The organism is Bacillus sp. cl95, assembly GCF_900115925.1.
Taxonomy (GTDB): Bacteria; Bacillota; Bacilli; order Bacillales; family Cytobacillaceae; genus Neobacillus_A.
In genome coordinates this window covers 1-23,328 of the sequence record NZ_FOYF01000002.1, presented here as the reverse complement: position 1 = coordinate 23,328, position 23,328 = coordinate 1, and the positions used below count along the sequence as shown (strand labels likewise).

Sequence of the window (23,328 nt, the reverse complement as noted above, 5' to 3'; positions counted from 1 at the left end):
GTTATATATGGATGATTTGGTTATTGCCCGTTCGATGTTTGGCACAACAATGGGATTTCATATTATTTTTGCTACGATTGGTGTCGGATTGCCATTCATGATTCTCACCGCTGAAATACTTTATCAAAAAACAAAAGACCAGGATTATGTGGTGATGGCTAAAAGATGGACAAAGGCTTTTGCAGTTTTACTAGGTGTCGGAATTCCGACCGGTACGATTGCGGGCGTTCAATTATCACTGTTATGGCCTGGCTTCATGGAGGTCATTGGCAAGGTCATGGCTCTCCCTTTTCAGATTGAAATTTACGCATTTTTTATAGAAGCTCTCTTCATGTCCATTTACGTATACGCAGCTGAAAGGATTCCACCGTGGATGAGGATTATCAGTCTGGTTCTTGTGGCATTAGGTGCAATGGCTTCAGCAGTTCTGATTACCAATGTTCACGCTTTTGAAGGTACTCCGGCTGGATTTAGAATCGTTAATGGTGAAATTGTTGATGTTGATCCATGGGCAGCTTTCTTCAATCCAAGTTTTTTTGTTACGGCAGGTCACGTTGCCCTCTCTGCTTATGTCGTGGGAGCGTTTGTCATTGCCTCCGTTTCAGCTTTCAAGATGCTGAAAGCTGATTTTGGATCGCGGATTTATCGTTTTCATCAAAAAGCTCTTACACTAAGCTTGATTGTCGGGGCTATCTTCTCCTTGCTAACAGCTGTTAATGGACACGAGTCAGCACAACTTCTCCACGAATATCAGCCTGAGAAACTCGCTGCTGCAGAAGGACTTTTTGAAACGCAATCACACGCACCACTTGCTATCGGTGGATTTACAAACCGTGAAGAGGAGGAAGTAAGATGGGGCATTGAAATTCCTTGGGCACTTAGCTTTCTTGCTGGTAACAGCTTTGATACCGTAGTTGTCGGTTTGAATGACTTCCCGGAAAAGGAGTGGCCACCTTTATTTGTTCATACATTGTTCAATGCAATGGTCGGCATCGGTACACTCCTAATTGTAGTCTCTTTCGCAGGATTGCTTTGGAAAAAATTATTCAAGAAAGAAAAACACCCTAAATGGCTAATGTGGACTTTTGTGGCATGTGGCCCCCTTTCCGTCCTTGCCATTGAATTTGGTTGGATCTTTGCATGTACTGGGAGACAGCCCTGGACCATTTACCGGATGTTGTCCACTGAAGACTCAGTTACGACCGCCACGAACCTAGGCATCCTATTTATCTTGTTTGTCTTGGTTTACTTGGTGTTAGCTATTTCAGTCCTTTTCGTACTTCGTTATTTCTTTAAGAAGAACACGGTTCAGGATGACTTGAACCGCGTTGAACAAAAAGGCGTTCCCTTGTTCGAATCAAATACTTAGGCTCTTTTCGTAAACTTTGACGCTTTCACACGCAAAAGTAAAAATCGGCTTCTGAATTTTTACGATTTGTTATGAAATCTTGATTGGGGAACTTCTCGAAAAGAGCCCCGAAGCCATAAAGAATTCGGGATGAGAGACCATGCTAAAAGCAAAAATCAATGCGAAAACAGCCAATAATAAAAGGAGGAAAACGTTGTGCCTGATGCCTACCTGGCCATAACCGTATTATGGGGTTTTGTTTTTATATACGCAGTTATGGCAACGATGGATTTTGGAGCCGGATTCTGGTCCATGATTTATATCAATCGCACGAAAACAAAGGCAACGAATATAGCCAATCGGTATTTATCGCCAACATGGGAAGTAACCAACACCTTTATTGTTGCACTAGTCGTAGCAGTCTATAGCCTTTTTCCAAAAGGTGCTTACACGCTTGGAACCATTTTATTGGTTCCCGGAAGCATGATCCTGCTACTTCTTGCCATACGCAGTGCTTTCCTTGTGTTTTCCCATATTGCAGAAGAATACAAAAAGCCATTGACTTATGTTTCTGGAATTACTGGAATACTCATTCCTGGTTTACTCATCAGTGTTTTACCTATCACACACGGCAATTACGTCGATATTGCCGATGGAAGACAAACCTTGGATTTAATCGGCCTTTTCAAAGATCCTAATGAATATGCCTTTATTGGATTTGCCATAAGCAGCACATTATTCCTTTCTTCATTACTGCTTGCCGACTATTCAAAAGTCGCAGAAGAATACGAAGCATACATAGTTTATCGGCGTGATGCGATTCTACTTGGTCCGATTTCGTTACTAATGGCTTTTCTCATTATGCTTACATTAAAAGATGATGCAGGTTGGCTTTACTCGAAAATGATGGAAGACATTCACCTTCTTTATCTTTCGCTCGGTTTCTTTTTGCTTGGTGGAGTAGGCTTGTTTATCCCCTCTTTTAAAAAAGGAGGAGTCGGTATGCCACGATTATCAGTCGTAGCCATCACCATTCAGTATCTGATTGCGAGTTATGTCTACGGAAAAGCGCATCTGCCTTATATTGTTTATCCTGAAGTAACCATTCAATCGGCATTTACGGACCCTAATTCTTTCCGTGCCGTGTTCGCTACTTATATTGCCGGCTTTGCAATATTATTTCCAGGCTTTATTTATTTCTGGAGTTTGTTCATGAAGGATAAGCGCTATTTAAAAGAAGGAGCCAAAGCGAAATAACTTCTTTCCTATTTCTGTTACGGATGAATGGTCCATGAACGTCAAAAGCTATAATGTATCCCAATATAAAGGAGAGATACAGATGGCACAAGACGTACTATGCGAAGTCAATAACTGCAGTTACTGGAAAGAAGGAAATCGTTGTGCTGCCGAGCAAATTTATGTTGTGAGTCATACTGGAAATACGGCAGAGACTCAACACCAAACAGACTGCAAAACGTTTGAACCTGTTGACCAACTATCTTAAGTCATGAAGAAACTCGTTTAACCAAAGATTTTTACACAAAGTAAAAGAGTCTGGCTGACACCAGACTCTTTTTACATGATATATACATGTTCCTCAACAGTAACTTCCTTTAATCTTTGCATGTTCAGACCATAGCCAATTCCGGGACTTGTCGGAACCGAAATGGTACCATTGTCCACTTCTACCTCTGGATAGATAATATCCTTTTCCCAGTATCGGCTTGAAGCAGAGATATCACCGGGAATCGTAAATCCAGGCAATGAAGCAAGCGCAATGTTATGAGCCCTTGAAATTCCAAATTCAATCATTCCACCACACCAGACATTGATTCCTTTTTGCAAGCAATAATCGTGTATTCGTAATGCCTCGGTAATACCACCGACTCTTCCAATTTTAATATTAATAACCTGACAACTCCCCAGTTCTATTGCCCTTCTTGCATCTTCAAAACTGTTGATGCTTTCATCTAAACAAATGGGTGTTCTCAACTGACTTTGAAGCGTGGCATGGTCAATAATATCATCAACAGCCAGAGGTTGTTCAATCATCATCAAGTTAAGTTCATCTAACCTTTGCAAGAGCATGACATCCTCAAGTGTATAGGCCGAGTTAGCATCTGCCATCAACTCAAGATTAGGAAAAGCTTTTCTGATCTCGGAAAGCACTTCGAAGTCCTTTGATGGGTGAATTTTTACTTTTACGCGTTTATATCCCTTTTGAAGGTACTCAGAAATTTGCAACTTTGCTTTTTCTATCGAATCTGTACCAACGACCACACCCGATGGAATCTTTTGCAGGGTTCCACCAAGCAATTTACTTAGCGGAACATTGGCCTTTTTCGCATATAAGTCCCAGAGTGCCATATCCAGTCCGGCTTTTGCCATGTTATTTCTTCTTATACCCGAGAATAATGCTGTTAGTTCTTTAGGATGTTTTATCGGATTGGTCTTTAACAATGGAATGAGAAAATCATTTAGCATATGCAAACATGTCTTTACGGTTTCTTCGGTATACCATGGGCTTGAAAAAGCAACCACTTCACCGTACCCCTTCAATCCGTTTTCGTCTATTGCTTCTAATATGATGGCTTTGCGGTTCGTGACGGTCTCAAGGTGCGTCACAAAAGGTGTCTTTAGCTGCATTTTAATTACGTAGAGGCGTATCTCCGCAAGATTCAACTTCCATCATCCTTTGTAATGAAATCTACCAATTTGCGGCGCAGGAGTTTACGGGCTGCATTCCTTGGCAATTCCTCTATAAAATGAACTTCTTTTGGAAGCTTGTATTTTGCCAAACGACTTGAACAGAATTCAAGGATATCGGATTCCGTTACACTGCTGTTTTCTCTTTTCACCACAAAGGCAACTGGAACTTGTCCCCACTTTTCATCAGGTACCCCGGTAACCCCAGCATCCACAATGGCTTCACACCTTAAGAGGACTGCTTCAATTTCGGCTGGATAAACATTTTCGCCACCTGAAATAATTAAATCTGAGCGCCTATCTAACACATAAAGAAATCCTTCGGCGTCCAATTGTCCTATATCACCTGTATGTAACCAGCCTTCCTTCAACTTCTCCTCAGTTTCGTGTTGGCGATTCAAATATCCTTTGGTTACATTCGGGCCCTTTACGAGAATTTCTCCTGCTTCATTAGGAACCGCTTCTTCTCCTGATGGTAACTGAATTTTTAACTGCGCTGGAAAAAGCGGTTTACCTGCGGATCCAAGCTTGCTTAAACTATACTCAGGAGAAAGTGTGACGATCTGAGATGCCGTTTCTGTCATTCCATACGTTTGATATACGGGAATCTCTTTTTCGGCACACATTTCCAATAGAGGCAACGGAGCTGGCCCGCCGCCTAATAGCATGCAACGGAAATGTTCAGGAAGCTTTTCCTCTCCTAATTGTTCAACCATTCTCATCAGCATAGTTGTTACAACAGACATAATCGTGACTTTCTTTTCGAAGATGTCTTTGATGACCTCCGATTCATGAAAATTCTCATGTAAAACAATCGGCATGCCGTAGATCAAGCTTCTCATGAGAATGGAATATCCACTGATATGAAATAGTGGCACCGCACATAACCAACAATCCTTTTCTGTAAGCCCCATATTAAGTGCAGAACCAATCGCACTCCACCAGTGATTTCCGTAGGATTGTAGCACACCTTTAGGCCGCCCGGTTGTCCCCGAAGTGTACATAACCGTGCAGACTTCATCTGTATCAATTTCATCATTCAAGTGAAAATCCACTTCTTCCAACTTATGCATATATTCTTTTATCAGAGTAGGGATGACTAAATCACTTTGAATCACATGAAAAGATTTTTCTGTGATAAAAAAAGAGGCATTTGAATCTTCGAGCTGCCACTTGAGTTCTTCCCATGACAAACGATTATTTAGCATTACAGCCCTTACCCCGATTAACTGTAATGCGCACAAAATCACGATTGTCTCAAGGGAGTTTTTCAACAGAATACCTGTAAATTGTCCTCTTTTCACTCCTTGGGAAGAGAGCCTTCGTGCCATCTTCATTGCCCGATCGTGAAGCTCTTTAAAAGTCAGAACTTCATCTTGAAAGTACACTGCTACACGATTTGGAGTTAAGAACGTCCTTTTGATCAAGTAGTTTGGAATCTTTTCTTTGCTCAATTTGTTCATCTCCATTGGATAGTCGTCAAACAATCTATATACGAAAACAGCCTGATGGGAACATCCATCAAGCTGCTTTTAATAACTTTTTCTACTTTAAAATCAAGGAAATCTTGGGAATTGGCCAAAATCAGGCTTGCGCTTTTCTTTGAAAGCATCGCGGCCTTCTTTTGCTTCTTCAGTTGTGTAGTAAAGCAATGTCGCGTCACCAGCAAATTGCTGCAATCCAGCTAAACCGTCAGTATCAGCGTTCATAGCTGCTTTCAAGAATCGTAGAGCTGTTGGGCTCTTCTCAAGAATTTCTTTACACCATTGAACTGTCTCTTCTTCTACTTTCTCAAGAGGAACAACCGTGTTTATAAGACCCATATCCAATGCTTCTTGTGCATTGTACTGGCGGCACAAGAACCAGATTTCGCGAGCTTTTTTATGGCCAACGATTCGAGCTAAGTATCCTGAACCATAACCAGCATCAAAGCTACCTACGTTAGGACCAGTTTGACCAAAAATCGCATTGTCTGCCGCAATCGTTAAGTCACAAACGATATGAAGAACGTGTCCGCCACCGATTGCATATCCTTTTACCATTGCAATAACCGGCTTTGGAATAACACGGATTAAACGTTGCAAATCAAGAACGTTCAATCTAGGAATCTTGTCTTCCCCAACATAACCGCCATGTCCACGAACTTTTTGGTCTCCACCTGAACAGAATGCCATATCTCCTGCACCTGTTAAAATAATGACTCCAACGTTTTCATCATCGCGTGCATATGCAAACGCGTCGATCAATTCCATCACTGTTTTAGGACGAAAAGCGTTTCGCACTTCAGGACGATTAATGGTAATTTTAGCGATACCATTATATGTTTCATACAAAATATCTTCGTACTGATGACCTGCTACCCATTCAAAAGTCAAAACAAAGCCCTCCTAATATGTATTCGACAAAAACTCACTTACTATTGTACCAAATATTTCTGATTTCTCCACATGATTTATATGACCGCAGTCTTCAATGACCTGCCAATCGACATTTTTCAGGTGGAAAGTCATTTTTTCTGCGATATTACAAAACTTTTTATCCTGATTTCCGGTAATCAGAAGTACATCGCATCTTAACTGGTGCAAATCTGCCCACCATGATGGCTGGGATCCAGTGCCCATTCCAAGCAAACAATTGATAAGACCTTTTTGATTGTTTTTCAAACGTTGCATCCTTAGACTCTCTTTTTTATCCTCAGGCAATTTCGTCAAACTTTCAAATAACGGAATTGATTCCCAGAAGTTAATAAAGCTTTCAACGCCTTCTTTTTTTATAAAATCAGCAAGTTTTTCATCCTTCAATCTTCGCTCTTCTTGATGTTGCGGCTTTTCAATTCCTGGTGTAGCACTTTCAAGTACTAACTTTCTCACTCTATGAGGGTAGAGCATGGCAAAAGTAAGCGCCAGCCTTCCACCCATTGAATATCCTAGAAGATCAACTTGATTTATTTCCAATTTATCAAGAATCTTAATTAAATCACAAGCGACATTCTCTATCTTATACCTTTCAAGGTCAGTAGGAGAATCTGACTGACCATGCCCGATGATATCTAGCATGATCAAAGTAGAATGGTCTTTCCACTCGTCACAAAAAGGTCTCCATGTTTCACCGCTCCCCGTAAAACCATGCAGTGCTACCAACGGATAACCATTTCCGCACTTATCGACATGATAACGGACGCCATCGATGACAAATTTCATCGGCAACCCCCATGAGTCCACAAGCTTATTTCCCGGGAAACAGAATTCCACAATTCTCGATGCTGTTCTAGATTACTGTCTCTGTTTGTCACAATTTCTAAAACCTTCAAACCGGATTCCTTGGAAAGCTTCTTTAATGATGCTGCGAAATGTTCCCAATCAGTGATTTTCTCATGTGTACCTTTATACATTTTCACCACATGCTCAAACTCTATTCCCAACGGAGTCCCAAATAGTAGTTCAAAATGCGCTGGATGCTCTGACTGAGGAAGGAATGAGAATATCCCCCCGCCATTATTATTGATTAAAATGATGGTAATATCCAACTTATATAACTTCGCTGCCAATAATCCGTTCATATCATGGAAAAAAGTTAAATCACCGACAACTAAAAATAAAGGTTGAGCATAGAGGGATGCACCTAGGGCAGTCGATATGATGCCATCAATTCCGTTGACTCCTCGGTTTGCCATCACTTTTATATTCTTACGGTTGATATGGAAAAACGTATCAAGGTCTCGGATTGGCATACTATTGCTGACAAACAGGGTCGCATTTTCTGGAAGCAGGTCATTTAGCTGAACAAATAACTTACTCTCACTCATATCAGTGATATCCCGTACGGATTGGAGCTGTTCCGCGGTAATAAGGTTGGCCTTTTTCCATTTTTCGAGATACGGTGATGCTCCCTTTTCTGAAGTAAGAGCCACCATCTTTTCACAAAACAATGTCTCATCAGCATAAATCATATGTGTGGATAGAACAGATGGGTCACGCCATCCAGCACCACCATCTACTACAAATTGATGGACTTCATGATTCTCCTTTAAGAAAATGGTCAATGCCTTTGATACCGGTATCGCTCCAAAACGGATGATGACCTCAGGTCTTAGTTCGTTTTTGGCGTCTCCATTGCGTAAGAAGGTATCGTAGCAATCAATGATATTCACACCATCATGTTTTCCGCTTCGCAGTTGTGAAAGTGGATCGGCGAGGATAGGGAAATTCAAGTGTTTTGCCAGCCGAGTAACTGCTTCAGCAAAACCCGGATGATCAATCGCACCGCAAACGATGATTCCGTTATTACAAGAATTCAATAAATCCGCCAAGTTTTCAGCTTCATATTGATTGAGTTCAAGATGACCAATATTGATATTCACATAGCTCTTGTCCCTATCTTGAAATTCAAACAATCCTTCTTTTTGCAAGTTAGGGATGAGTGGTTCTCGAAACGGAAAGTTCAAATGCACTGGACCGGAAGGCGCCATTGATGCCGTTGCTGCTGCACGTGCACAAACCGTTCTTGCATAGCGGATCATTTCAACATTATTTTCGGGAAGTGCCATTTCTACAAACCACTTCACATGTTTGCCGTAAAGATGAATCTGGTCTATAGCTTGGGGTGCCCCTACATCCCTTAACTCATGTGGTCTATCTGCTGTTAGCACAATGAGTGGGACCCTTGAATAATAAGCTTCAATAATTGCAGGATAGTAGTTTGCAGCAGCTGTACCAGAAGTACAAAGTAGTGCTACAGGTTTGCCCGTTGATTTAGCAATGCCCAAAGCAAAAAATGCTGCGGAACGCTCATCCACTTGAATGTGAACATTCAAACCAGGGTGCTCGGCCATAACAAGCGCCATAGGGGTTGAGCGCGAACCAGGACTGACGACAACATCCTTTATTCCTGTATTCACGAGTTCAGCTACGAAGGCAGCTATATATGCCGTAAGTGCTTCTTGATGATTCATATCACTTTTCCTCCAAGAGCCGATAGCATTGGCCTAAACTTAATGTTTGTCTCCATATATTCGCTTTCCGGATCTGAATTGGCGACAACGCCACATCCTGCGAATAATGAAGCTTCTTTCCCCTGAATGAGCGCTGAACGTATTGCAACTGCAAAATCACCATTCCCTTGATAATCAATCCAACCGATAGGTGCAGCGTAAAAACCTCGGTCTAGCTCCTCAACTTCTCGGATTTTATTGAGTGACTCCAATTTTGGAAGACCGCCTAACGCAGGGGTTGGATGCAACTTTTCAACCATTTGAAGTATAGTAGTGTCTTCCTTGCTTTTACCGATAACTGGTGTGTACAGGTGCTGGATATCCCTCATTTTCATTAATTCAGGGCGGTCAGGAAGAACAACTTCTTCACATGCACCATCCATTGCCTGTTGAATCATATCAACGACATACTGATGTTCGATCAGGTTTTTTTGGTCGTGCAATAGTAAGTTTCCGAGCAAATTATCTTCATCTTCCGTCTTTCCGCGTGGGATAGATCCGGCAAGACATGTCGTAAATAAGTCTTTATCATGCTTTTTTATTAGCCTTTCTGGTGATGCGCCTACAAAACAATCGCCATTCGATTCGAAAGCAAAGATGAAACTTTCGTGTTGTTCATTGTGCAGTCTTGTTAGAACATCACTTAATCCGATTGAATCCTTAAAGTATAGTCTAAGTTCTCTAGCCAAAACTACTTTTTTGAGGACACCGTCTTTTAATTCCTCTACGACTTTCTGAACGGATTCTTTCCAAGCCTGCGGGTTTATCGCTTCTTTATTGATCAAGACAGGATTCGTTTTATTTTCTGATACGGAAGAATCCGCCAGCAGGATGTTGCGTTCCTCTGTTACTTTATTGAGCAAAGTATTCTCATCATCATGTCGTGTGCAAACAACATTCGTTGTAAGGTATGTGATCCCATTTACCTTACTCAACATGTACTTTGGCAAATGGAATAAGGTATCAGAGTACTTGGACCATAGCTCGGTTTTATCTTTTAAAGGATCAAACGAAAATCCTCCAAATAAGAGCGGACCCGCCCCAGTAGTAGAAAAAGGGTTATATATAATACTTTCGTCAATAAAACGCTTCCACTCTTCTTCAACACGAAAAAAGCGGTCAGAAACCTGATCCGTCTGTATAAGTTCACATATACCAATGCCAATTAAGATGTTTTCATCTAGTGGATCCTTCCAAAAAAAGCGTTCACCTAAAAAGCGTTTCTCACCACTATGAAAAAACGCCAGCGAGTCTACATCTTCTATTTGATGTACTTCACTGACAAGAACTGGTCTCTCCAGTTGCTTTGCCTTCATAATCGCCTGCAAGATTCCTTCTTTAAGCTCCGTGCCCTGAATGGTTACCAAAAAAATCCCCCCAAAACAGCCGAAGTGACTGTGTTCCATTCATTTTAAACTCATTTTAAGATACTACTCATCAAGCAAATATGTCAATAATACTACTCACAGTCAGACTAGTTTTTTCCTTATTAATAGGAAGAAAAATTCTGCGAACCATTATTTATACAAGTTTCATCCAAAAATATGGAAGTAACTCCCGTTACGTGGCATGAAAATAACATTGACACACCCGTCCATATTACCTACACTTATCTTTGGTAACAAATCTGCAATTACTTAGTTTGCCTAAATTGGCTAAATATATCATATCTTTAAGTAAAGGGGAGAATCGTATGCAACCACAAGTGCAAACAGGTTCATCACCAGTCATTCAATCAAACAAAGGTTTTCGTGTTTGGTGGCAACTGACTCGTCCACATACATTAACAGCAGCCTTCGTTCCCGTTTTATTGGGTACAGTGCTTGCGATTGATACTCATGACATCCATATTGGCCTTTTTCTAAGTATGCTAATTGCCAGCTTGCTCATTCAGGCTGCGACTAACATGTTCAATGAGTATTATGATTTCAAAAGAGGCTTGGATAATGAGAATTCTGTTGGAATAGGCGGTACCATTGTTCGTGATGGTGTTCAGCCAAAAACGGTTCTAAAATTAGCCTTTGGATTTTATGGTTTAGCGTTTTTGCTCGGTTTATACATTTGTGCGAACAGCAGCTGGTGGTTGGCACTTATCGGAATTATCTGTATGGCAGCCGGTTATTTTTACACAGGCGGTCCTCTGCCGATTGCCTATACCCCTTTCGGTGAAGTGGTCGCAGGCTTTTTCATGGGAATTTTGATCATTCTCATTGCTTACTTTTTACAAACAGGTACAGTTGATACAATAAGTATTCTCGTATCCATTCCTATTTCCATACTAGTAGGTCAAATTCTGATGGCCAATAATATTCGCGATTTAGACGGCGACAAAATTAATGGTCGTAAGACATTAGCAATTTTATTGGGTCGTAAGAATGCCATTCGCTTACTTGGAGTCATGTTTGCAGTATCATATGTATGGATTTTTGCCATGATTTTCACTGGAACTGTATCACCTTGGTTGGCAGTTATTATCCTAAGTGTCCCGAAAGCCATTAAAGCTACAAAAGGCTTCATCGGGAAAACAATGCCGATTGAAATGATGCCAGCAATGAAAGCAACGGCTCAAACAAATACCATTTTCGGTTTCTTGCTAAGCGTAGGGTTATTGATCAATTACATCATTACTTTATAAAAAGTCGAAGCTTTTGCCTCCAAGGTAAAAGCTTTTTTATGTTTTACCTAACTTTCAAAGGGGAATGTATGAAAAAGACTAGAAATTTCGTCATGATTTACCCTTTAACGCTCATACTAAAGTGAGAAGGTATTACATTGAGGATGTGATAAATATGTTAACAAACGAACAGTTAAATACTTTAAAAAACCTGTTGCAAGAAGATAAGAAGGCATTTGAAGGACAATTAGACCGAAACAAGGATGGCAGTTTAGAAGGTGTAAGCCATCGTGATACAGTAGGCGAATTATCGGCATATGATAATCATCCTGCCGACCTTGGTACAGAACTTTATGAACGAGAAAAAGATTTCGCCTTAGAAGAGCATGCAGATTCCGAGCTAGGTAAAGTTGAAGACGCATTGGCAGCTATCGAAAATGGAAGTTACGGAACCTGTAAAACATGCGGAAATGATATTCCTTATGAGAGACTTGAAGTAGTTCCATCCACGCTGTACTGCGTGGACCACACTCCAGAACAAAAAATTGCCGAAGATCGTCCAGTCGAGGAAGACGTCCTTGAACCGGCACACGGTAATACGTTCAGACATAAACAAAATACTGAAATGGTTGACAATGAGGACAGTTTTCAGGAAGTTGCAAGATACGGCACTTCCGAAACGCCTTCAGACTTAAAAGGTGACTATGAGGATTACGGGAGTCTCTATAACGAAGGATCGAATGAGGAAGGATCTGCAGAGGACTACGAAACATTTTCGGCTACTGATATTACCGGAAAGGAAAGAAAAGTATATCCTTCCAAAAAGCATGAAGAATATGAGCAAATGCTCGATGATGAGAATTTGGAATCACCTATTGGAAACATTCCATATAAACGAACGGATAGCTATGTAGATGATACTGAATGAGATTTCCCCGTAAGAAAGAAGTTGGCCTATTTGTAATTGTCTATGCCTTATTTTCTCTCGCAGGGTTTCTTTTTCCTATTGATAAGGAATGGTATGCTTCCTTAAAAAAACCGTCTTGGACTCCTTCTGGACAAGGTATCGGCATCATTTGGGCAGTCCTTTTCGGATTGATTTCTCTAGCGACTGTCCTGGTAGCTAGAAAAACGAATTTCGGGAAGGACGGAGGCAATTACTATTGGCTTTTAGTTATTAACTACATTTTCAATCAAGCTTTTAGCTTCTTCCAGTTCAATATGAAGAATTTATGGTTAGCTACCGTTGACTGTGTATTCGTAGCGCTCACCTCATTGATGCTCGTTTTCTCTAGTGCTAAGAAATCAAAAACAGTTTCCATGCTATTAGTCCCATATGTGCTATGGAGTTCTTTTGCAACTTATTTAGCGTATACCATCTATTCACTGAATAAATGAGCAACAAAAAGACGCTGACTCAAAAGGTCGTTAATAACGATCTCTTGAGTCAGTTTTTTTTCTTCCGCGAACTATGTAGAGTGGATTCCACCTATTAATTTGTTTTTTTTCGCTTATGAAGTACTTTTCCTCGAAAACATAAGCGAGATTTGTTCTTCATCATGCTTATGAAGTACTTTTCCCAAAAAACATAAGCGAGAATAGTACTTCACCATGCTTATGAAGTACTAATCACCAATGCACTGTCCCCAATTTGTTCTTCTATTCCCTTAAAAAATTCCCCATTCACTTAGAATTTGCACATTATCACATTTTCAAAACAAAAGAAGGTGTCCTAATAGTATAACTTTTAGGACACCTTCTTCTATTTGATTAAGGAAGAAACAGAACTGACCTTCCAAATATCCTCTGCATAATCCATGATTGTACGGTCACTTGAAAAATATCCTGATTGCGCGATATTTACTAGGCTCTTCTTTGCCCATTCACGTTGGTCTAAATATTCTTCTCCAAGCCGCTGTTGTGCTTCTGCATATCCAGAAAAGTCTTTCAACACAAAGTATTGATCATTTTCATCCAATAAAGAATCGAAAATGGGTTCGAATTCATCGTAAACATCTGGAAAAAAGCCATTCACAAGTTGGTCGACAACAAGACGAATCCTTGAATCATGTTGATAATACTCCCGAGAATAATAGCCACCATTTTGGTAATATCCTAAAACTTCATCTGCTGATAATCCAAAGGTGAAAATATTGTTCGCGCCTACTCTTTCAAAAATCTCAACATTTGCCCCATCCATAGTGCCTATGGTCAATGCTCCGTTCATCATGAACTTCATATTCCCTGTACCAGAAGCTTCTTTACTCGCTGTGGAGATTTGTTCGCTTACATCCGCAGCCGGAAAAATCTTTTCTGCGAGTGACACTCTATAATTCTCCAAAAAGACAACTTTTATTTTCTCTGAAACTTTAGGATCATTGTTTACCTTATGCGCCAGCGTATTGATCAACTTGATGATCTTTTTTGCATAATAATAACCTGGAGAAGCTTTCGCCCCAAAAATAAATGTACGCGGAGGCATTGAATAATTTGCATCCTCTTTAAGGCGATTATAAAGGAACATAATGTGAAGTACATTTAATAGCTGACGCTTATATGCGTGCAAACGTTTGACATGCACATCAAATATTGAGTGCACATCGACTGAAATTCCGTTCTGTTGCTCAATGATTTTTGCAAGACGCTGTTTGTTCAATCCCTTAATTCTTTGCAATTCTTCAAGAAAAGATGGATCATTCTTGTATTCTAGCAGTCTCTTAAAATCTTCGGGTTCGTGAATCCAACGAGACCCGATAGAATCGGTAATGAGTCCTGCAAGCTTTGGATTTGCTTTTAACAGCCAACGGCGATGCGTGATTCCGTTCGTTTTATTATTAAACTTTTCGGGAAACACATTGTAAAAATCATTCATCTCACGTTTTTTTAGAATTTCGGTGTGGAGGGCGGCAACGCCATTCACACTAAAGCTCCCGACAATGGCAAGATGGGCCATCTTCACTTGACCATGGGCAATGATGGCAAGATTCTCGATTCTTTGCCAATCACCTGGCTTTTCCTCCCACAGTTCCTTGCAAAAACGCTCATTGATTTCTTCAACGATCATATAAATCCGTGGCATTAATGATTGAAAGAGATGGATTGGCCATTTTTCAAGAGCTTCTGACAATGTTGTATGATTTGTATATGATACTGTATTACTCGTAATATACCAGGCGTGTTCCCAATCAAAACCTTCTTCATCTATTAGTATCCTCATCAGTTCGGGGATGGCCAATACCGGATGAGTATCATTGATATGGATACAAATATGATGATGAAACTGATCTAGTTTCCCGTACTGTTTTCTAAATCTTTTAACGATCGATTGAATGCTTGCTGAAACAAGAAAATATTGCTGCTTTAGACGAAGGATCTTCCCTTCATCATGTGTATCATCTGGATATAAAAATTCAGATATGGCCTCTGTTTCCCGCTTATACTTCAAAACGTCTTTATCAGTTGGAAAGGATGCTGGTTCTGCACTCCAGAGCCTCAATGTATTCACAGTATTCGTATTGAAACCGACGACAGGCATATCATAAGGTACAGCCATAATTGCTTCTTCATGCACATGGCTGAACATTAATCGGCCATTTTCAAGCCTGCTTTCTATTTTTCCCCAAAAAGGAACCTTCACAGCCAAATCAGCTTTACGTACTTCCCATACATTCCCCTGCTTTAGCCACTGTTCTGGCAACTCTACTTGATAGCCATTCACCATCTTTTGCTCAAAAAGACCATGCTTATAGCGGATTCCACACCCATGACCTGGAAGACCTTGGGAAGCAAGTGAATCGAGGAAACAGGCAGCTAGCCTACCTAACCCTCCGTTTCCAAGCCCTGCATCTGCTTCAATGTCTTCCAAATCATCCAAAGAGATTCCAAGCTCTTGCAGCCCTTCCTCCACTACACTTTCAATTCCGGCATTCATCAAATTTACTCGCAGAAGCCTGCCAAGCAAATATTCTATCGATAAATAATAAACTTGTTTTTCCTTAGAAGTCCGATAGTTTTCATTCGTCTTGATCCAATCCCTGCTCACGTGCTCCCTTACCATATTTCCTAACGTCTGGAATTGATCACACTTCGTACTCTCCACAAAGCTTTTCCCACAAGCCATCTCTACCCTTTGCAGGAAAGCTTCTTTGAATTGTTCCTTATTAGAAAACATGGGTCTCACTCCTTGCAACAAGTTCCGCATAAAGCTGACTATATTGAAAGGCGGAATTAGCCCAACTGTAGTCCATCTTCATGCTCGCTTCCACAATCTTGGACCAATCCTTCCCATGATAAAATTGAACTGCTCTACGGACCGTATAAAGCATATCATGAGCATTAAAATTGCCGAAAGAGAATCCATTCCCCTTCATTTTGAATTCATCCCATGCCTGAACCGTATCGTTCAATCCTCCCGTTTCACGCACTATTGGAACAGAACCATATTTCATGGCAATGATCTGGCCTAAGCCACAAGGTTCAAACAGTGAAGGCATTAAGAACATATCAGAACCTGCATATAACTTGTGTGCTAACTCTTCATCAAAACCGATATAGACTTTTAGCTTATCTGGATATTGGGACGCCATTTCCAAAAAGTACTGTTCATACTCTTTGTCCCCCGTCCCAAGAATCGCAAATTGAATATCCTCTGCTAAAATTTCTGGGAGAACACATTTAACAAGATCAAGTCCCTTTTGCTTTGTCAGTCTTGTGATCATCGTCATTAACGGTACATCAGCGTTCTCGGGAAGCTCAAAAAGTTTTTGAACTTCTATTTTGTTCATGACTTTCTTTTCTATGTTTCTAACAGAGTATTTAGCTTTTAGAGATGGATCGGATGAGGGATTATAAAAATCTTCATCGATTCCATTAAGAATCCCGATTAAATCTTCTTCACGCCCTCTTAAAATCCCATCGAGCTTTTCTCCGTAAAACTCGGTTTGTATTTCATTCTTGTACGTTGGACTTACAGTCGTAATCTTGTCTGCGGAGACAAGTGCACCCTTCATGAAATTCACATTGCCGTAAAACTCCAATTTCTCAGGCTGGAATTCACTGTCATCTAGTCCAAGTAACTCTCCAAGAATCACTTTAGGGAATATGCCCTGAAACTGTAGATTATGAATCGTAAACACAGTTCGTATTCCACCATAATTCTTGCGTCTATAATACTCTGTCCTCAGTAGATAAGGCACCATGGCAGTATGCCAATCATGACAATGAAGCACATCTGGGAAAAAGTCTAGTTTCTCCAAACTTTCCAAGACAGCTCTGTTAAAAAACGCAAAGCGCTCTCCGTCGTCATAGTCTCCGTATAATTGATTCCTGTTGAAATAATACTCATTATCAACAAAATAAAAAGTAACTCCCTGTAAGGTGAGTTCCTCGATTCCACAATATTGATTTCTCCATCCAACAGAAACCGTGAATTCTTTTACCTTTTTCATTTGTTTCTTATAAGTGTCTGGAATCATTCCATACTTAGGTAAAATCACTCTTACGTCAGTGCCAAGCTTCTTCAATTCCTTTGGAAGAGAGCCTGCAACGTCGGCAAGCCCTCCTGATTTTACAAACGGAACACATTCGGAAACTGCAAATAAAACCTTCACTTGTTCATCAGCGCTCCTTGTATCGTACCTTTTTCGATTACAAACGGAGATTGTAAGTTTCCAATGATTATGTTCTCCGCCTCCACTTTTACATCTTTATCCATTATTACCGTGTCTAACACACAATTTTCACCAATATTGCATTTTTGCATAATAATACTATTCTTGATATGCGTTCCTTTTCCAATCTTCACCCCGCGTGAAATAATGCTATTTTCAACAATGCCATCAATTTGGCATCCATTTGCAATCATTGCATTTTGAACTTTGGAGCCTTTTAAGTATCGCGTTGGTGGTTCATCTTTTACTTTCGTGAAAATTGGTCGTTCTTTCAAGAATAAGCTGTTCCAAATTTGAGGATTTAAAAGATTCATACTCGTTTTGAAATATGTCTCAACAGAGTCAATCATGGAGACAAAACCATTATATTTATAGTGGCAAATGCGGTAAGGCTGTTGCAGGTCCGTTACAACATCGCGCATACACGTATATCCGGTCGCTTTTCTATTTTCGAGCAATTGTATTAAGAGCGATGTTTTAATGAGATACAATTGCATTGAACCTTTATCATTAACAGCTTCTGTAATATCACAACCAGAAGCAACATGCATATCGAGCATTGGCCCAAAGTCCATATTGAATACAGTGAAGCAATTCGTAATTAAAGCATATTTTTGTGTGCTTCGGTAAAAATAATCAAGATTAGCAGAATAGTGTTCAAAGCAGCCGATTCCCGTGCCACTGCCCGCCACATTTGTCGATGGAAAGAAAAATAATCCATCACGCTTCCTGTTTAAATCCCAATTTTTCCCTGATCCTAGATGATCCATTAAGGAGCGATTTTGTGCATTAGGAAATATCGCAACACTTCGAATGCCTGAGTTCACCATATTGGAAAGGACGAAATCGATTAAGCGATAACGACCACCAATAGGTAGTGCTGCAAGTGAACGGTGCGTCGTCATTTCTTTTAAATTGTCATGAGTTGTTGTGGCATCTATTACACCTAATAACTGTTTGTTCATCGTTAAATTCCCTCCGGATACTTTTAGAATGAAGAAGATAATTCTTTCAGCATGTCTTCGTTAATGAGAATGATGTCTTCGTTTTCTTTAGAACGAATGATCGTTCCATCCGGTATGGTAATGTTTTGAGGCACAATGGCTCTCTCAATGACCACATTGTTACCGATGACCGCATCTGGCATCACAACTGATTCTTTTACAAAAGCTCCCTTATGGACCTTAACACCTTGGAAAAGGACAGACTTCTCGATTTTCCCTTCAATCATGCATCCTTCATTCACAAGTGATTCCACTACTTCTGCTTCAGGCGAAATATATTGAGGCGGCTGATTAGGATTGACCGTGTAAATTCTCCAGTCGTAGTCAAACAGATTCAATTCACTTTCTTCATTAAGTAAATCCATATTGGCTTCCCATAAGCTTTTTACAGTACCGACATCTTTCCAATAACCTTTAAAAGGATAGGCTGAAAGCTTTTTCCCTTCTTTTAAAAGCATAGGGATAATATCCTTGCCGAAGTCATGACTTGAATTTGGATTTTGTTCGTCACGAATAAGGTATTCTCTTAAAACCTTCCAGTTAAAAATATAAATGCCCATTGAAGCTAAATTGTTTTTCGCATGTTTAGGCTTTTCCTCAAACTCTGTAATGTTCAATTCAGCATCCGTGTTCATAATTCCGAATCGGTCCGTTTCCTCCCAAGGAACTTCGATAACAGAGATCGTCACATCTGCTCTTTTCGAAATATGGTATTCGAGCATATATTCATAGTTCATTTTATAAATATGGTCACCTGAAAGGATCAACACGTACTCAGGATCATATTGAGTTAAGTAATTTAAGTTTTGGTAAATCGCACTTGCTGTCCCTGTATACCATTTCATCTCTGAAGATTCTGTATAAGGAGGCAATACAGTGACACCGCCATCCTTACGATCTAAATCCCAAGCACTTCCGATTCCAATATATGAATTTAGAACAAGCGGTTGATACTGAGTAAGGACGCCTACCGTATCAATACCTGAATTCGTACAATTACTTAATGTAAAATCGATAATTCTGTACTTACCTCCAAAAGGTACTGCTGGTTTAGCTAAGTTCTTCGTCAAAGAATTAAGTCTGCTTCCTTGACCTCCTGCCAACAGCATGGCTACGCACTTCTTCTTTACCATTTCCGATTCGCTCCTTTCGATGTTTAACAGGTCTTAATATCACAATTCCAAATGGCGGAACGTTCAATTCTAAGGAATACGGCTTTCCATGAAAAGGATGATCTGAACTAGAAATCACTTTTTTGTTAACAACTCCGGTTCCCCCATATCCGTCTTTGTCACTGTTGATAATCTCCCGATAGTTGCATTGAACGGGGACACCAACCCTGTACTTTTCATAAGATCGGTTGGTGAAATTTCCGATGACTACGAGGAAGTCTTCTGGTTTTCGACCTTTTCTAATAAAAGAAAGAATGGATTGATCCGCGTTATTAACATCTATCCATTCAAAACCTTCTTGAAGTTGATCCAATTCAAATAAGGGTTTGGCGTTCTTATAAATTTTAAGCAACTCTCTAACATATGCATTCAATCTAAAATGCATGTCATAATTAAATAAATTCCAATCGAGTTGATTTCTTTCATTCCACTCGATGAATTGACCAAATTCCCCGCCCATAAAAAGCAGCTTCTTCCCTGGATGGGCCATCATATATCCTAGCAGCAAACGCAATTGAGCAAACTTCTCGTTATATTCTCCTGGCATCTTATCCAACAGTGATTTTTTTCCGTGTACGACTTCATCATGGGAAAAGGGCAAGACAAAATTTTCACTGAATGCGTACATAAGGGAAAAGGTCAATTTTGAATGACAGTGTCTTCTCTGTTCTGGCTCTGTTTCCATATAGTCAAGAACATCGTTCATCCAGCCCATATTCCACTTGTATGTAAATCCAAGACCTCCGTACTCAACGGGAGTCGTCACCTTTGGCCAATCAGTTGAATCTTCCGCAATGAGTAAGCATGTAGAGTCAAATTCATTTACTGCACTGTTCAATTTCTTTAAGAAATCGATTCCGATACGATTTACATTTCTTCCTTCTCTATTAGGCCAATAAATGATATTCGCTACTGCATCGACTCTAAATCCATCTATATGAAAATAATCCAACCAATACATGGCATTAGAGATAAGGAAACTTTGAACTTCACCTTTCCCAAGATCAAAATTTGCTGTACCCCATACAAAATTTTCACGATCTTGTTCATTTGTGTAGGAATACGTATGTGTTCCATCAAATTGATATAAACCGTGTGAATCCTTGCAGTAATGTCCTGGTACCCAATCCAAAATGACACCAATTCCATTCTGGTGACATTGATCAACGAAATACATAAAGTCATGTGGTGTACCGTAGCGGGATGTAGGTGAAAAATAACCTGTGCCCTGGTATCCCCATGATGCGTCGAGCGGATGCTCAACGAGAGGCAATACTTCGATATGGGTAAATCCTTGCTCCAAAATGTAAGGAATAAGCGTGTGTGCAAGCTCCCTATACGTATAGAACTTCTCTTCCCCTTTGTTTTTCCACGACCCTAAATGAAGTTCATAAATAGTCATTGCACCTGAAAGTGGATTTTTCTTTTCCTTTTTTTGAAGCCATTTCTGATCGTTCCATTCATAATTGCTTAATGAATAAACAATCGATGCTGTATGAGGGCGCAATTCAGAATGAAAACCGTATGGATCAGATTTATGAAGAATATCTCCTGTTTGCGTCGTAATTTCATATTTGTATAAATGTCCCTCAAGGTCTTCCTCTACGGCTAAGACCCAAACACCTTCGTTATTAACCTTTATTAATTCATACCCTGATCCATTCCAGCCATTGAAATCACCAATAAGTCTTACCTTGCTGGCATTTGGTGCCCAAAGACAAAAGCGAGTACGTACTTTCTCAGTATCCTTGAAAAGATGGGCTCCAAATAGTCGATGGCTTTGAAAAAAAGTCCCCTCATGAAATAAAAACAATTCATATTCGGTTGGAAATAGTGTATTCACTGCCATGGTTCTCCCCGTCCCAATAAAAATATCGATCTAAGTAATAACTTTTATCTATAATACCTTGATTTGCCCTTGAATCCATTAAATAGTTTTTTATGTTTTCTGACACTTTCTTCTAAGGTAGGACAAAATTCGACCTCATTCATCGAGAAGTAAGTCAAATAGACATATCTTTAAACTCTTTTAGACAAAATAAGACAATAAAAGTAAAGGTGGAATGATGATGGCAAACAAAGAAGAAGAATTCTTATTACGTGAAAAAGAACTAGAATTGGGGACTCCTTTGTTCGATACACCTGATGGAAAGATTCTCGCTGTGGGCGATATGTTTCGTGGACCCTCTCCAGGATTTCTGTCTGAGATCGATTTGAACAATCCTGGCCAGAAGCTGAAAGAGAGAGATGAGAGATTCGACTGATTGTGCGAGTTAATCGCTATATACTTGTACTTTTCGTGACACTGGACAGATTGAGTGGTGAATTGGATTGATTTGTTCCAAATTTGGACAAATGAAAGCTAAATTTAGGGAGATAGAAGCATTTAGTCGCGCAGCAATGGTCTCTGTTAGAAGTATATATTGTCCAAATCAAAAAATAAGCACAAAAAAACTGATAGCCTATGCTATCAGTTTTTTCGTATGACCCCTACGGGATTCGAACCCGTGTTACCGCCGTGAAAGGGCGGTGTCTTAACCGCTTGACCAAGGGGCCTTTATGGCGGAGAAGGAGGGATTTGAACCCTCGCGCCGGTTACCCGACCTACACCCTTAGCAGGGGCGCCTCTTCAGCCTCTTGAGTACTTCCCCATATGGCTCCGCAGGTAGGACTCGAACCTACGACCGTTCGGTTAACAGCCGAATGCTCTACCACTGAGCTACTGCGGAATAGTAAAATAAATTTCATTTTTATAAAAAAATGAAATGGTGGGCCTAAATGGACTCGAACCATCGACCTCACGCTTATCAGGCGTGCGCTCTAACCAGCTGAGCTATAGGCCCATTATGGAGCGGGTGATGAGAATCGAACTCACGACATCAGCTTGGAAGGCTGAGGTTTTACCATTAAACTACACCCGCAATATAAATGGGGCGACTGATGGGAATCGAACCCACGAATGCCTGAACCACAATCAGGTGCGTTAACCACTTCGCCACAACCGCCATTATAATATTGAAATTTCTATAAGGTGGCTCAGGACGGAATCGAACCGCCGACACAAGGATTTTCAGTCCTTTGCTCTACCGACTGAGCTACTGAGCCAAAAACATATGGCGGTCCCGACCGGGATCGAACCGGCGATCTCCTGCGTGACAGGCAGGCATGTTAACCGCTACACCACGGGACCAAAGTTTTTTCAAGTTTCCTTGAAAATAACTTACATTAATTGCGGGGGCAGGATTTGAACCTGCGACCTTCGGGTTATGAGCCCGACGAGCTACCGGGCTGCTCCACCCCGCGACAATAATATTTATTATGAAAATAATGGAGGAGGTAGAGGGATTCGAACCCCCGCGCGGTGTTACCCGCCTGTCGGTTTTCAAGACCGATCCCTTCAGCCGGACTTGGGTATACCTCCGAAATAAAAAGTAGTTCTTGGTGGACCTTGTAGGACTCGAACCTACGACCGGACGGTTATGAGCCGTCTGCTCTAACCAGCTGAGCTAAAGGTCCAATTAAGGTTTTCACCTGTTAGAATAAATGATTCAAAAATGGATATTTGGTAGCGGCGGAGGGAGTCGAACCCACGACCTTTCGGGTATGAACCGAATGCTCTAGCCAGCTGAGCTACACCGCCAAATATTCAATTTATGGTGGAGCCTAGCGGGATCGAACCGCTGACCTCCTGCGTGCAAGGCAGGCGCTCTCCCAGCTGAGCTAAGGCCCCATAAATCATAAAACTAATGGTCGGGAAGACAGGATTCGAACCTGCGACCCCTTGGTCCCAAACCAAGTGCTCTACCAAGCTGAGCTACTTCCCGT

At 40.6% G+C, this 23,328-nt stretch carries 18 protein-coding genes and 14 tRNA genes; 7 read left to right on the top strand and 25 right to left on the bottom strand.

Features of this window, described 5'->3' with window-relative positions; translation table 11 throughout:
• The first annotated feature begins 7 nt into the window (after nucleotides 1-7).
• The 3 genes from BMZ31_RS05400 (at nucleotide 8) to BMZ31_RS05390 (ending at nucleotide 2,852) form a co-directional block, all read left to right on the top strand.
• Nucleotides 8-1,369: a cytochrome ubiquinol oxidase subunit I gene (locus BMZ31_RS05400; RefSeq protein WP_090830717.1), complete on the top strand. Its 1,362-nt coding sequence runs from the start codon at nucleotides 8-10 to the stop codon at nucleotides 1,367-1,369.
• A gap of 195 nt (nucleotides 1,370-1,564) precedes the next feature.
• Nucleotides 1,565-2,605: a cytochrome d ubiquinol oxidase subunit II gene (locus tag BMZ31_RS05395; protein ID WP_090830716.1), complete on the top strand. Its 1,041-nt coding sequence runs from the start codon at nucleotides 1,565-1,567 to the stop codon at nucleotides 2,603-2,605.
• 82 nt (nucleotides 2,606-2,687) lie between these two features.
• On the top strand, nucleotides 2,688-2,852 hold the full coding sequence (locus BMZ31_RS05390) for a DUF1540 domain-containing protein (protein WP_090830715.1): 165 nt from the start codon (nucleotides 2,688-2,690) through the stop codon (nucleotides 2,850-2,852).
• A 71-nt stretch (nucleotides 2,853-2,923) separates the two neighbouring features.
• On the opposite strand, the gene menC is transcribed toward BMZ31_RS05390, so the two are convergent.
• The 6 genes from menC to BMZ31_RS05360 all read right to left on the bottom strand — a co-directional run bounded on the left by menC (nucleotide 2,924) and on the right by BMZ31_RS05360 (nucleotide 10,411).
• Nucleotides 2,924-4,030 carry an o-succinylbenzoate synthase gene (menC, locus tag BMZ31_RS05385; RefSeq protein WP_090830714.1) on the bottom strand — a complete coding sequence of 369 codons (1,107 nt, stop codon included), beginning with the start codon at nucleotides 4,028-4,030 and terminating at the stop codon, nucleotides 2,924-2,926.
• Nucleotides 4,027-5,517: an o-succinylbenzoate--CoA ligase gene (locus BMZ31_RS05380; protein WP_175478041.1), complete on the bottom strand. Its 1,491-nt coding sequence runs from the start codon at nucleotides 5,515-5,517 to the stop codon at nucleotides 4,027-4,029. Before BMZ31_RS05380 ends, menC begins: the two co-directional genes overlap by 4 nt.
• Before the next feature lie 93 nt (nucleotides 5,518-5,610).
• The gene (menB, locus tag BMZ31_RS05375; protein ID WP_090830712.1) at nucleotides 5,611-6,429 is read right to left on the bottom strand and encodes a 1,4-dihydroxy-2-naphthoyl-CoA synthase; all 819 of its coding nucleotides are present in this window, start codon (nucleotides 6,427-6,429) and stop codon (nucleotides 5,611-5,613) included.
• A gap of 12 nt (nucleotides 6,430-6,441) precedes the next feature.
• The gene (gene menH, locus BMZ31_RS05370; protein WP_090830711.1) at nucleotides 6,442-7,254 is read right to left on the bottom strand and encodes a 2-succinyl-6-hydroxy-2,4-cyclohexadiene-1-carboxylate synthase; all 813 of its coding nucleotides are present in this window, start codon (nucleotides 7,252-7,254) and stop codon (nucleotides 6,442-6,444) included.
• A complete protein-coding gene (gene menD, locus BMZ31_RS05365) occupies nucleotides 7,251-9,005 on the bottom strand; it encodes a 2-succinyl-5-enolpyruvyl-6-hydroxy-3-cyclohexene-1-carboxylic-acid synthase (RefSeq protein WP_090830710.1) in 1,755 nt (584 codons plus the stop codon). The genes menH and menD overlap by 4 nt, the downstream gene beginning before the upstream one ends.
• A complete protein-coding gene (locus BMZ31_RS05360; RefSeq protein WP_254778624.1) occupies nucleotides 9,002-10,411 on the bottom strand; it encodes an isochorismate synthase in 1,410 nt (469 codons plus the stop codon). The genes menD and BMZ31_RS05360 overlap by 4 nt, the downstream gene beginning before the upstream one ends.
• 326 nt (nucleotides 10,412-10,737) lie before the next feature.
• Here BMZ31_RS05360 and BMZ31_RS05355 point away from each other — a divergent pair, with 326 nt between their 5' ends.
• From BMZ31_RS05355 to BMZ31_RS05345, 3 genes are all read left to right on the top strand, one after another.
• Nucleotides 10,738-11,679 carry a 1,4-dihydroxy-2-naphthoate polyprenyltransferase gene (locus BMZ31_RS05355; RefSeq protein WP_090830708.1) on the top strand — a complete coding sequence of 314 codons (942 nt, stop codon included), beginning with the start codon at nucleotides 10,738-10,740 and terminating at the stop codon, nucleotides 11,677-11,679.
• 154 nt (nucleotides 11,680-11,833) lie between these two features.
• Nucleotides 11,834-12,586, top strand: a complete 753-nt coding sequence (locus BMZ31_RS05350; RefSeq protein WP_090830707.1) for a TraR/DksA C4-type zinc finger protein — start codon at nucleotides 11,834-11,836, stop codon at nucleotides 12,584-12,586.
• Complete coding sequence (locus BMZ31_RS05345) at nucleotides 12,583-13,056, top strand: TspO/MBR family protein (RefSeq protein ID WP_090830706.1); 474 nt, start codon at nucleotides 12,583-12,585, stop codon at nucleotides 13,054-13,056. The genes BMZ31_RS05350 and BMZ31_RS05345 overlap by 4 nt, the downstream gene beginning before the upstream one ends.
• A gap of 364 nt (nucleotides 13,057-13,420) precedes the next feature.
• Here the strand turns inward: BMZ31_RS05345 and BMZ31_RS05340 are convergent, their stop codons facing one another.
• Genes BMZ31_RS05340 through glgB form a run of 5 tightly spaced genes read right to left on the bottom strand, consistent with a single transcriptional unit; the run spans nucleotide 13,421 to nucleotide 21,352 of the window.
• A complete protein-coding gene (locus BMZ31_RS05340) occupies nucleotides 13,421-15,829 on the bottom strand; it encodes a glycogen/starch/alpha-glucan phosphorylase (RefSeq protein WP_090830705.1) in 2,409 nt (802 codons plus the stop codon).
• Complete coding sequence (gene glgA / locus BMZ31_RS05335; RefSeq protein WP_090830704.1) at nucleotides 15,819-17,267, bottom strand: glycogen synthase GlgA; 1,449 nt, start codon at nucleotides 17,265-17,267, stop codon at nucleotides 15,819-15,821. Before glgA ends, BMZ31_RS05340 begins: the two co-directional genes overlap by 11 nt.
• Nucleotides 17,264-18,292, bottom strand: coding sequence for a GlgC family sugar phosphate nucleotidyltransferase (locus BMZ31_RS05330; RefSeq protein ID WP_090830703.1), 1,029 nt, complete (start codon nucleotides 18,290-18,292; stop codon nucleotides 17,264-17,266). The genes glgA and BMZ31_RS05330 overlap by 4 nt, the downstream gene beginning before the upstream one ends.
• Before the next feature lie 23 nt (nucleotides 18,293-18,315).
• On the bottom strand, nucleotides 18,316-19,464 hold the full coding sequence (locus BMZ31_RS05325; protein WP_090830702.1) for a glucose-1-phosphate adenylyltransferase: 1,149 nt from the start codon (nucleotides 19,462-19,464) through the stop codon (nucleotides 18,316-18,318).
• Nucleotides 19,406-21,352, bottom strand: a complete 1,947-nt coding sequence (gene glgB, locus BMZ31_RS05320; protein WP_090830701.1) for a 1,4-alpha-glucan branching protein GlgB — start codon at nucleotides 21,350-21,352, stop codon at nucleotides 19,406-19,408. Before glgB ends, BMZ31_RS05325 begins: the two co-directional genes overlap by 59 nt.
• A 220-nt stretch (nucleotides 21,353-21,572) precedes the next feature.
• On the opposite strand from glgB, the gene BMZ31_RS05315 reads away from it, so the two are divergent.
• Nucleotides 21,573-21,767 (top strand): hypothetical protein, encoded by a 195-nt coding sequence (locus BMZ31_RS05315; RefSeq protein WP_090830700.1) that lies wholly within the window; start codon nucleotides 21,573-21,575, stop codon nucleotides 21,765-21,767.
• A gap of 220 nt (nucleotides 21,768-21,987) precedes the next feature.
• Here BMZ31_RS05315 and BMZ31_RS05310 read toward each other — a convergent pair.
• The 14 genes from BMZ31_RS05310 to BMZ31_RS05245 all read right to left on the bottom strand — a co-directional run bounded on the left by BMZ31_RS05310 (nucleotide 21,988) and on the right by BMZ31_RS05245 (nucleotide 23,327).
• Nucleotides 21,988-22,059, bottom strand: a tRNA-Glu gene (locus BMZ31_RS05310).
• Between the two features lie 4 nt (nucleotides 22,060-22,063).
• Nucleotides 22,064-22,154, bottom strand: a tRNA-Ser gene (locus tag BMZ31_RS05305).
• A gap of 3 nt (nucleotides 22,155-22,157) precedes the next feature.
• Nucleotides 22,158-22,232, bottom strand: a tRNA-Asn gene (locus tag BMZ31_RS05300).
• Between the two features lie 37 nt (nucleotides 22,233-22,269).
• Nucleotides 22,270-22,346 (bottom strand) — tRNA-Ile (locus BMZ31_RS05295).
• Between the two features lie 4 nt (nucleotides 22,347-22,350).
• Nucleotides 22,351-22,424: transfer RNA gene (locus BMZ31_RS05290), tRNA-Gly, on the bottom strand.
• An 8-nt stretch (nucleotides 22,425-22,432) separates the two neighbouring features.
• Nucleotides 22,433-22,508: transfer RNA gene (locus tag BMZ31_RS05285), tRNA-His, on the bottom strand.
• A 27-nt stretch (nucleotides 22,509-22,535) separates the two neighbouring features.
• Nucleotides 22,536-22,608 (bottom strand) — tRNA-Phe (locus BMZ31_RS05280).
• Nucleotides 22,609-22,617: 9 nt separating this feature from the next.
• Nucleotides 22,618-22,693, bottom strand: a tRNA-Asp gene (locus BMZ31_RS05275).
• Between the two features lie 39 nt (nucleotides 22,694-22,732).
• Nucleotides 22,733-22,806, bottom strand: a tRNA-Met gene (locus BMZ31_RS05270).
• Nucleotides 22,807-22,831: 25 nt separating this feature from the next.
• Nucleotides 22,832-22,924, bottom strand: a tRNA-Ser gene (locus tag BMZ31_RS05265).
• An 18-nt stretch (nucleotides 22,925-22,942) separates the two neighbouring features.
• Nucleotides 22,943-23,019: transfer RNA gene (locus tag BMZ31_RS05260), tRNA-Ile, on the bottom strand.
• 47 nt (nucleotides 23,020-23,066) lie between these two features.
• Nucleotides 23,067-23,143 (bottom strand) — tRNA-Met (locus BMZ31_RS05255).
• Between the two features lie 14 nt (nucleotides 23,144-23,157).
• A tRNA-Ala gene (locus BMZ31_RS05250) sits at nucleotides 23,158-23,233 on the bottom strand.
• 17 nt (nucleotides 23,234-23,250) lie between these two features.
• Nucleotides 23,251-23,327: transfer RNA gene (locus tag BMZ31_RS05245), tRNA-Pro, on the bottom strand.
• Nucleotide 23,328 lies beyond the last annotated feature (1 nt).

Excerpts from the sequence above, each read along its gene's own strand:
- BMZ31_RS05400 (WP_090830717.1), top strand. The coding sequence starts at position 8 with ATGGATGATTTGGTTATTGCCCGTTCGATGTTTGGCACAACAATGGGA.
- BMZ31_RS05390 (WP_090830715.1), top strand. The coding sequence starts at position 2,688 with ATGGCACAAGACGTACTATGCGAAGTCAATAACTGCAGTTACTGGAAA.
- BMZ31_RS05380 (WP_175478041.1), bottom strand. The coding sequence starts at position 5,517 with ATGAACAAATTGAGCAAAGAAAAGATTCCAAACTACTTGATCAAAAGG.
- menH (WP_090830711.1), bottom strand. The coding sequence starts at position 7,254 with ATGAAATTTGTCATCGATGGCGTCCGTTATCATGTCGATAAGTGCGGA.
- menD (WP_090830710.1), bottom strand. The coding sequence starts at position 9,005 with ATGAATCATCAAGAAGCACTTACGGCATATATAGCTGCCTTCGTAGCT.
- BMZ31_RS05355 (WP_090830708.1), top strand. The coding sequence starts at position 10,738 with ATGCAACCACAAGTGCAAACAGGTTCATCACCAGTCATTCAATCAAAC.
- BMZ31_RS05350 (WP_090830707.1), top strand. The coding sequence starts at position 11,834 with ATGTTAACAAACGAACAGTTAAATACTTTAAAAAACCTGTTGCAAGAA.
- BMZ31_RS05345 (WP_090830706.1), top strand. The coding sequence starts at position 12,583 with ATGAGATTTCCCCGTAAGAAAGAAGTTGGCCTATTTGTAATTGTCTAT.
- BMZ31_RS05340 (WP_090830705.1), bottom strand. The coding sequence starts at position 15,829 with ATGTTTTCTAATAAGGAACAATTCAAAGAAGCTTTCCTGCAAAGGGTA.
- BMZ31_RS05330 (WP_090830703.1), bottom strand. The coding sequence starts at position 18,292 with ATGAACAAACAGTTATTAGGTGTAATAGATGCCACAACAACTCATGAC.
- BMZ31_RS05325 (WP_090830702.1), bottom strand. The coding sequence starts at position 19,464 with ATGGTAAAGAAGAAGTGCGTAGCCATGCTGTTGGCAGGAGGTCAAGGA.
- glgB (WP_090830701.1), bottom strand. The coding sequence starts at position 21,352 with ATGGCAGTGAATACACTATTTCCAACCGAATATGAATTGTTTTTATTT.
- BMZ31_RS05315 (WP_090830700.1), top strand. The coding sequence starts at position 21,573 with ATGGCAAACAAAGAAGAAGAATTCTTATTACGTGAAAAAGAACTAGAA.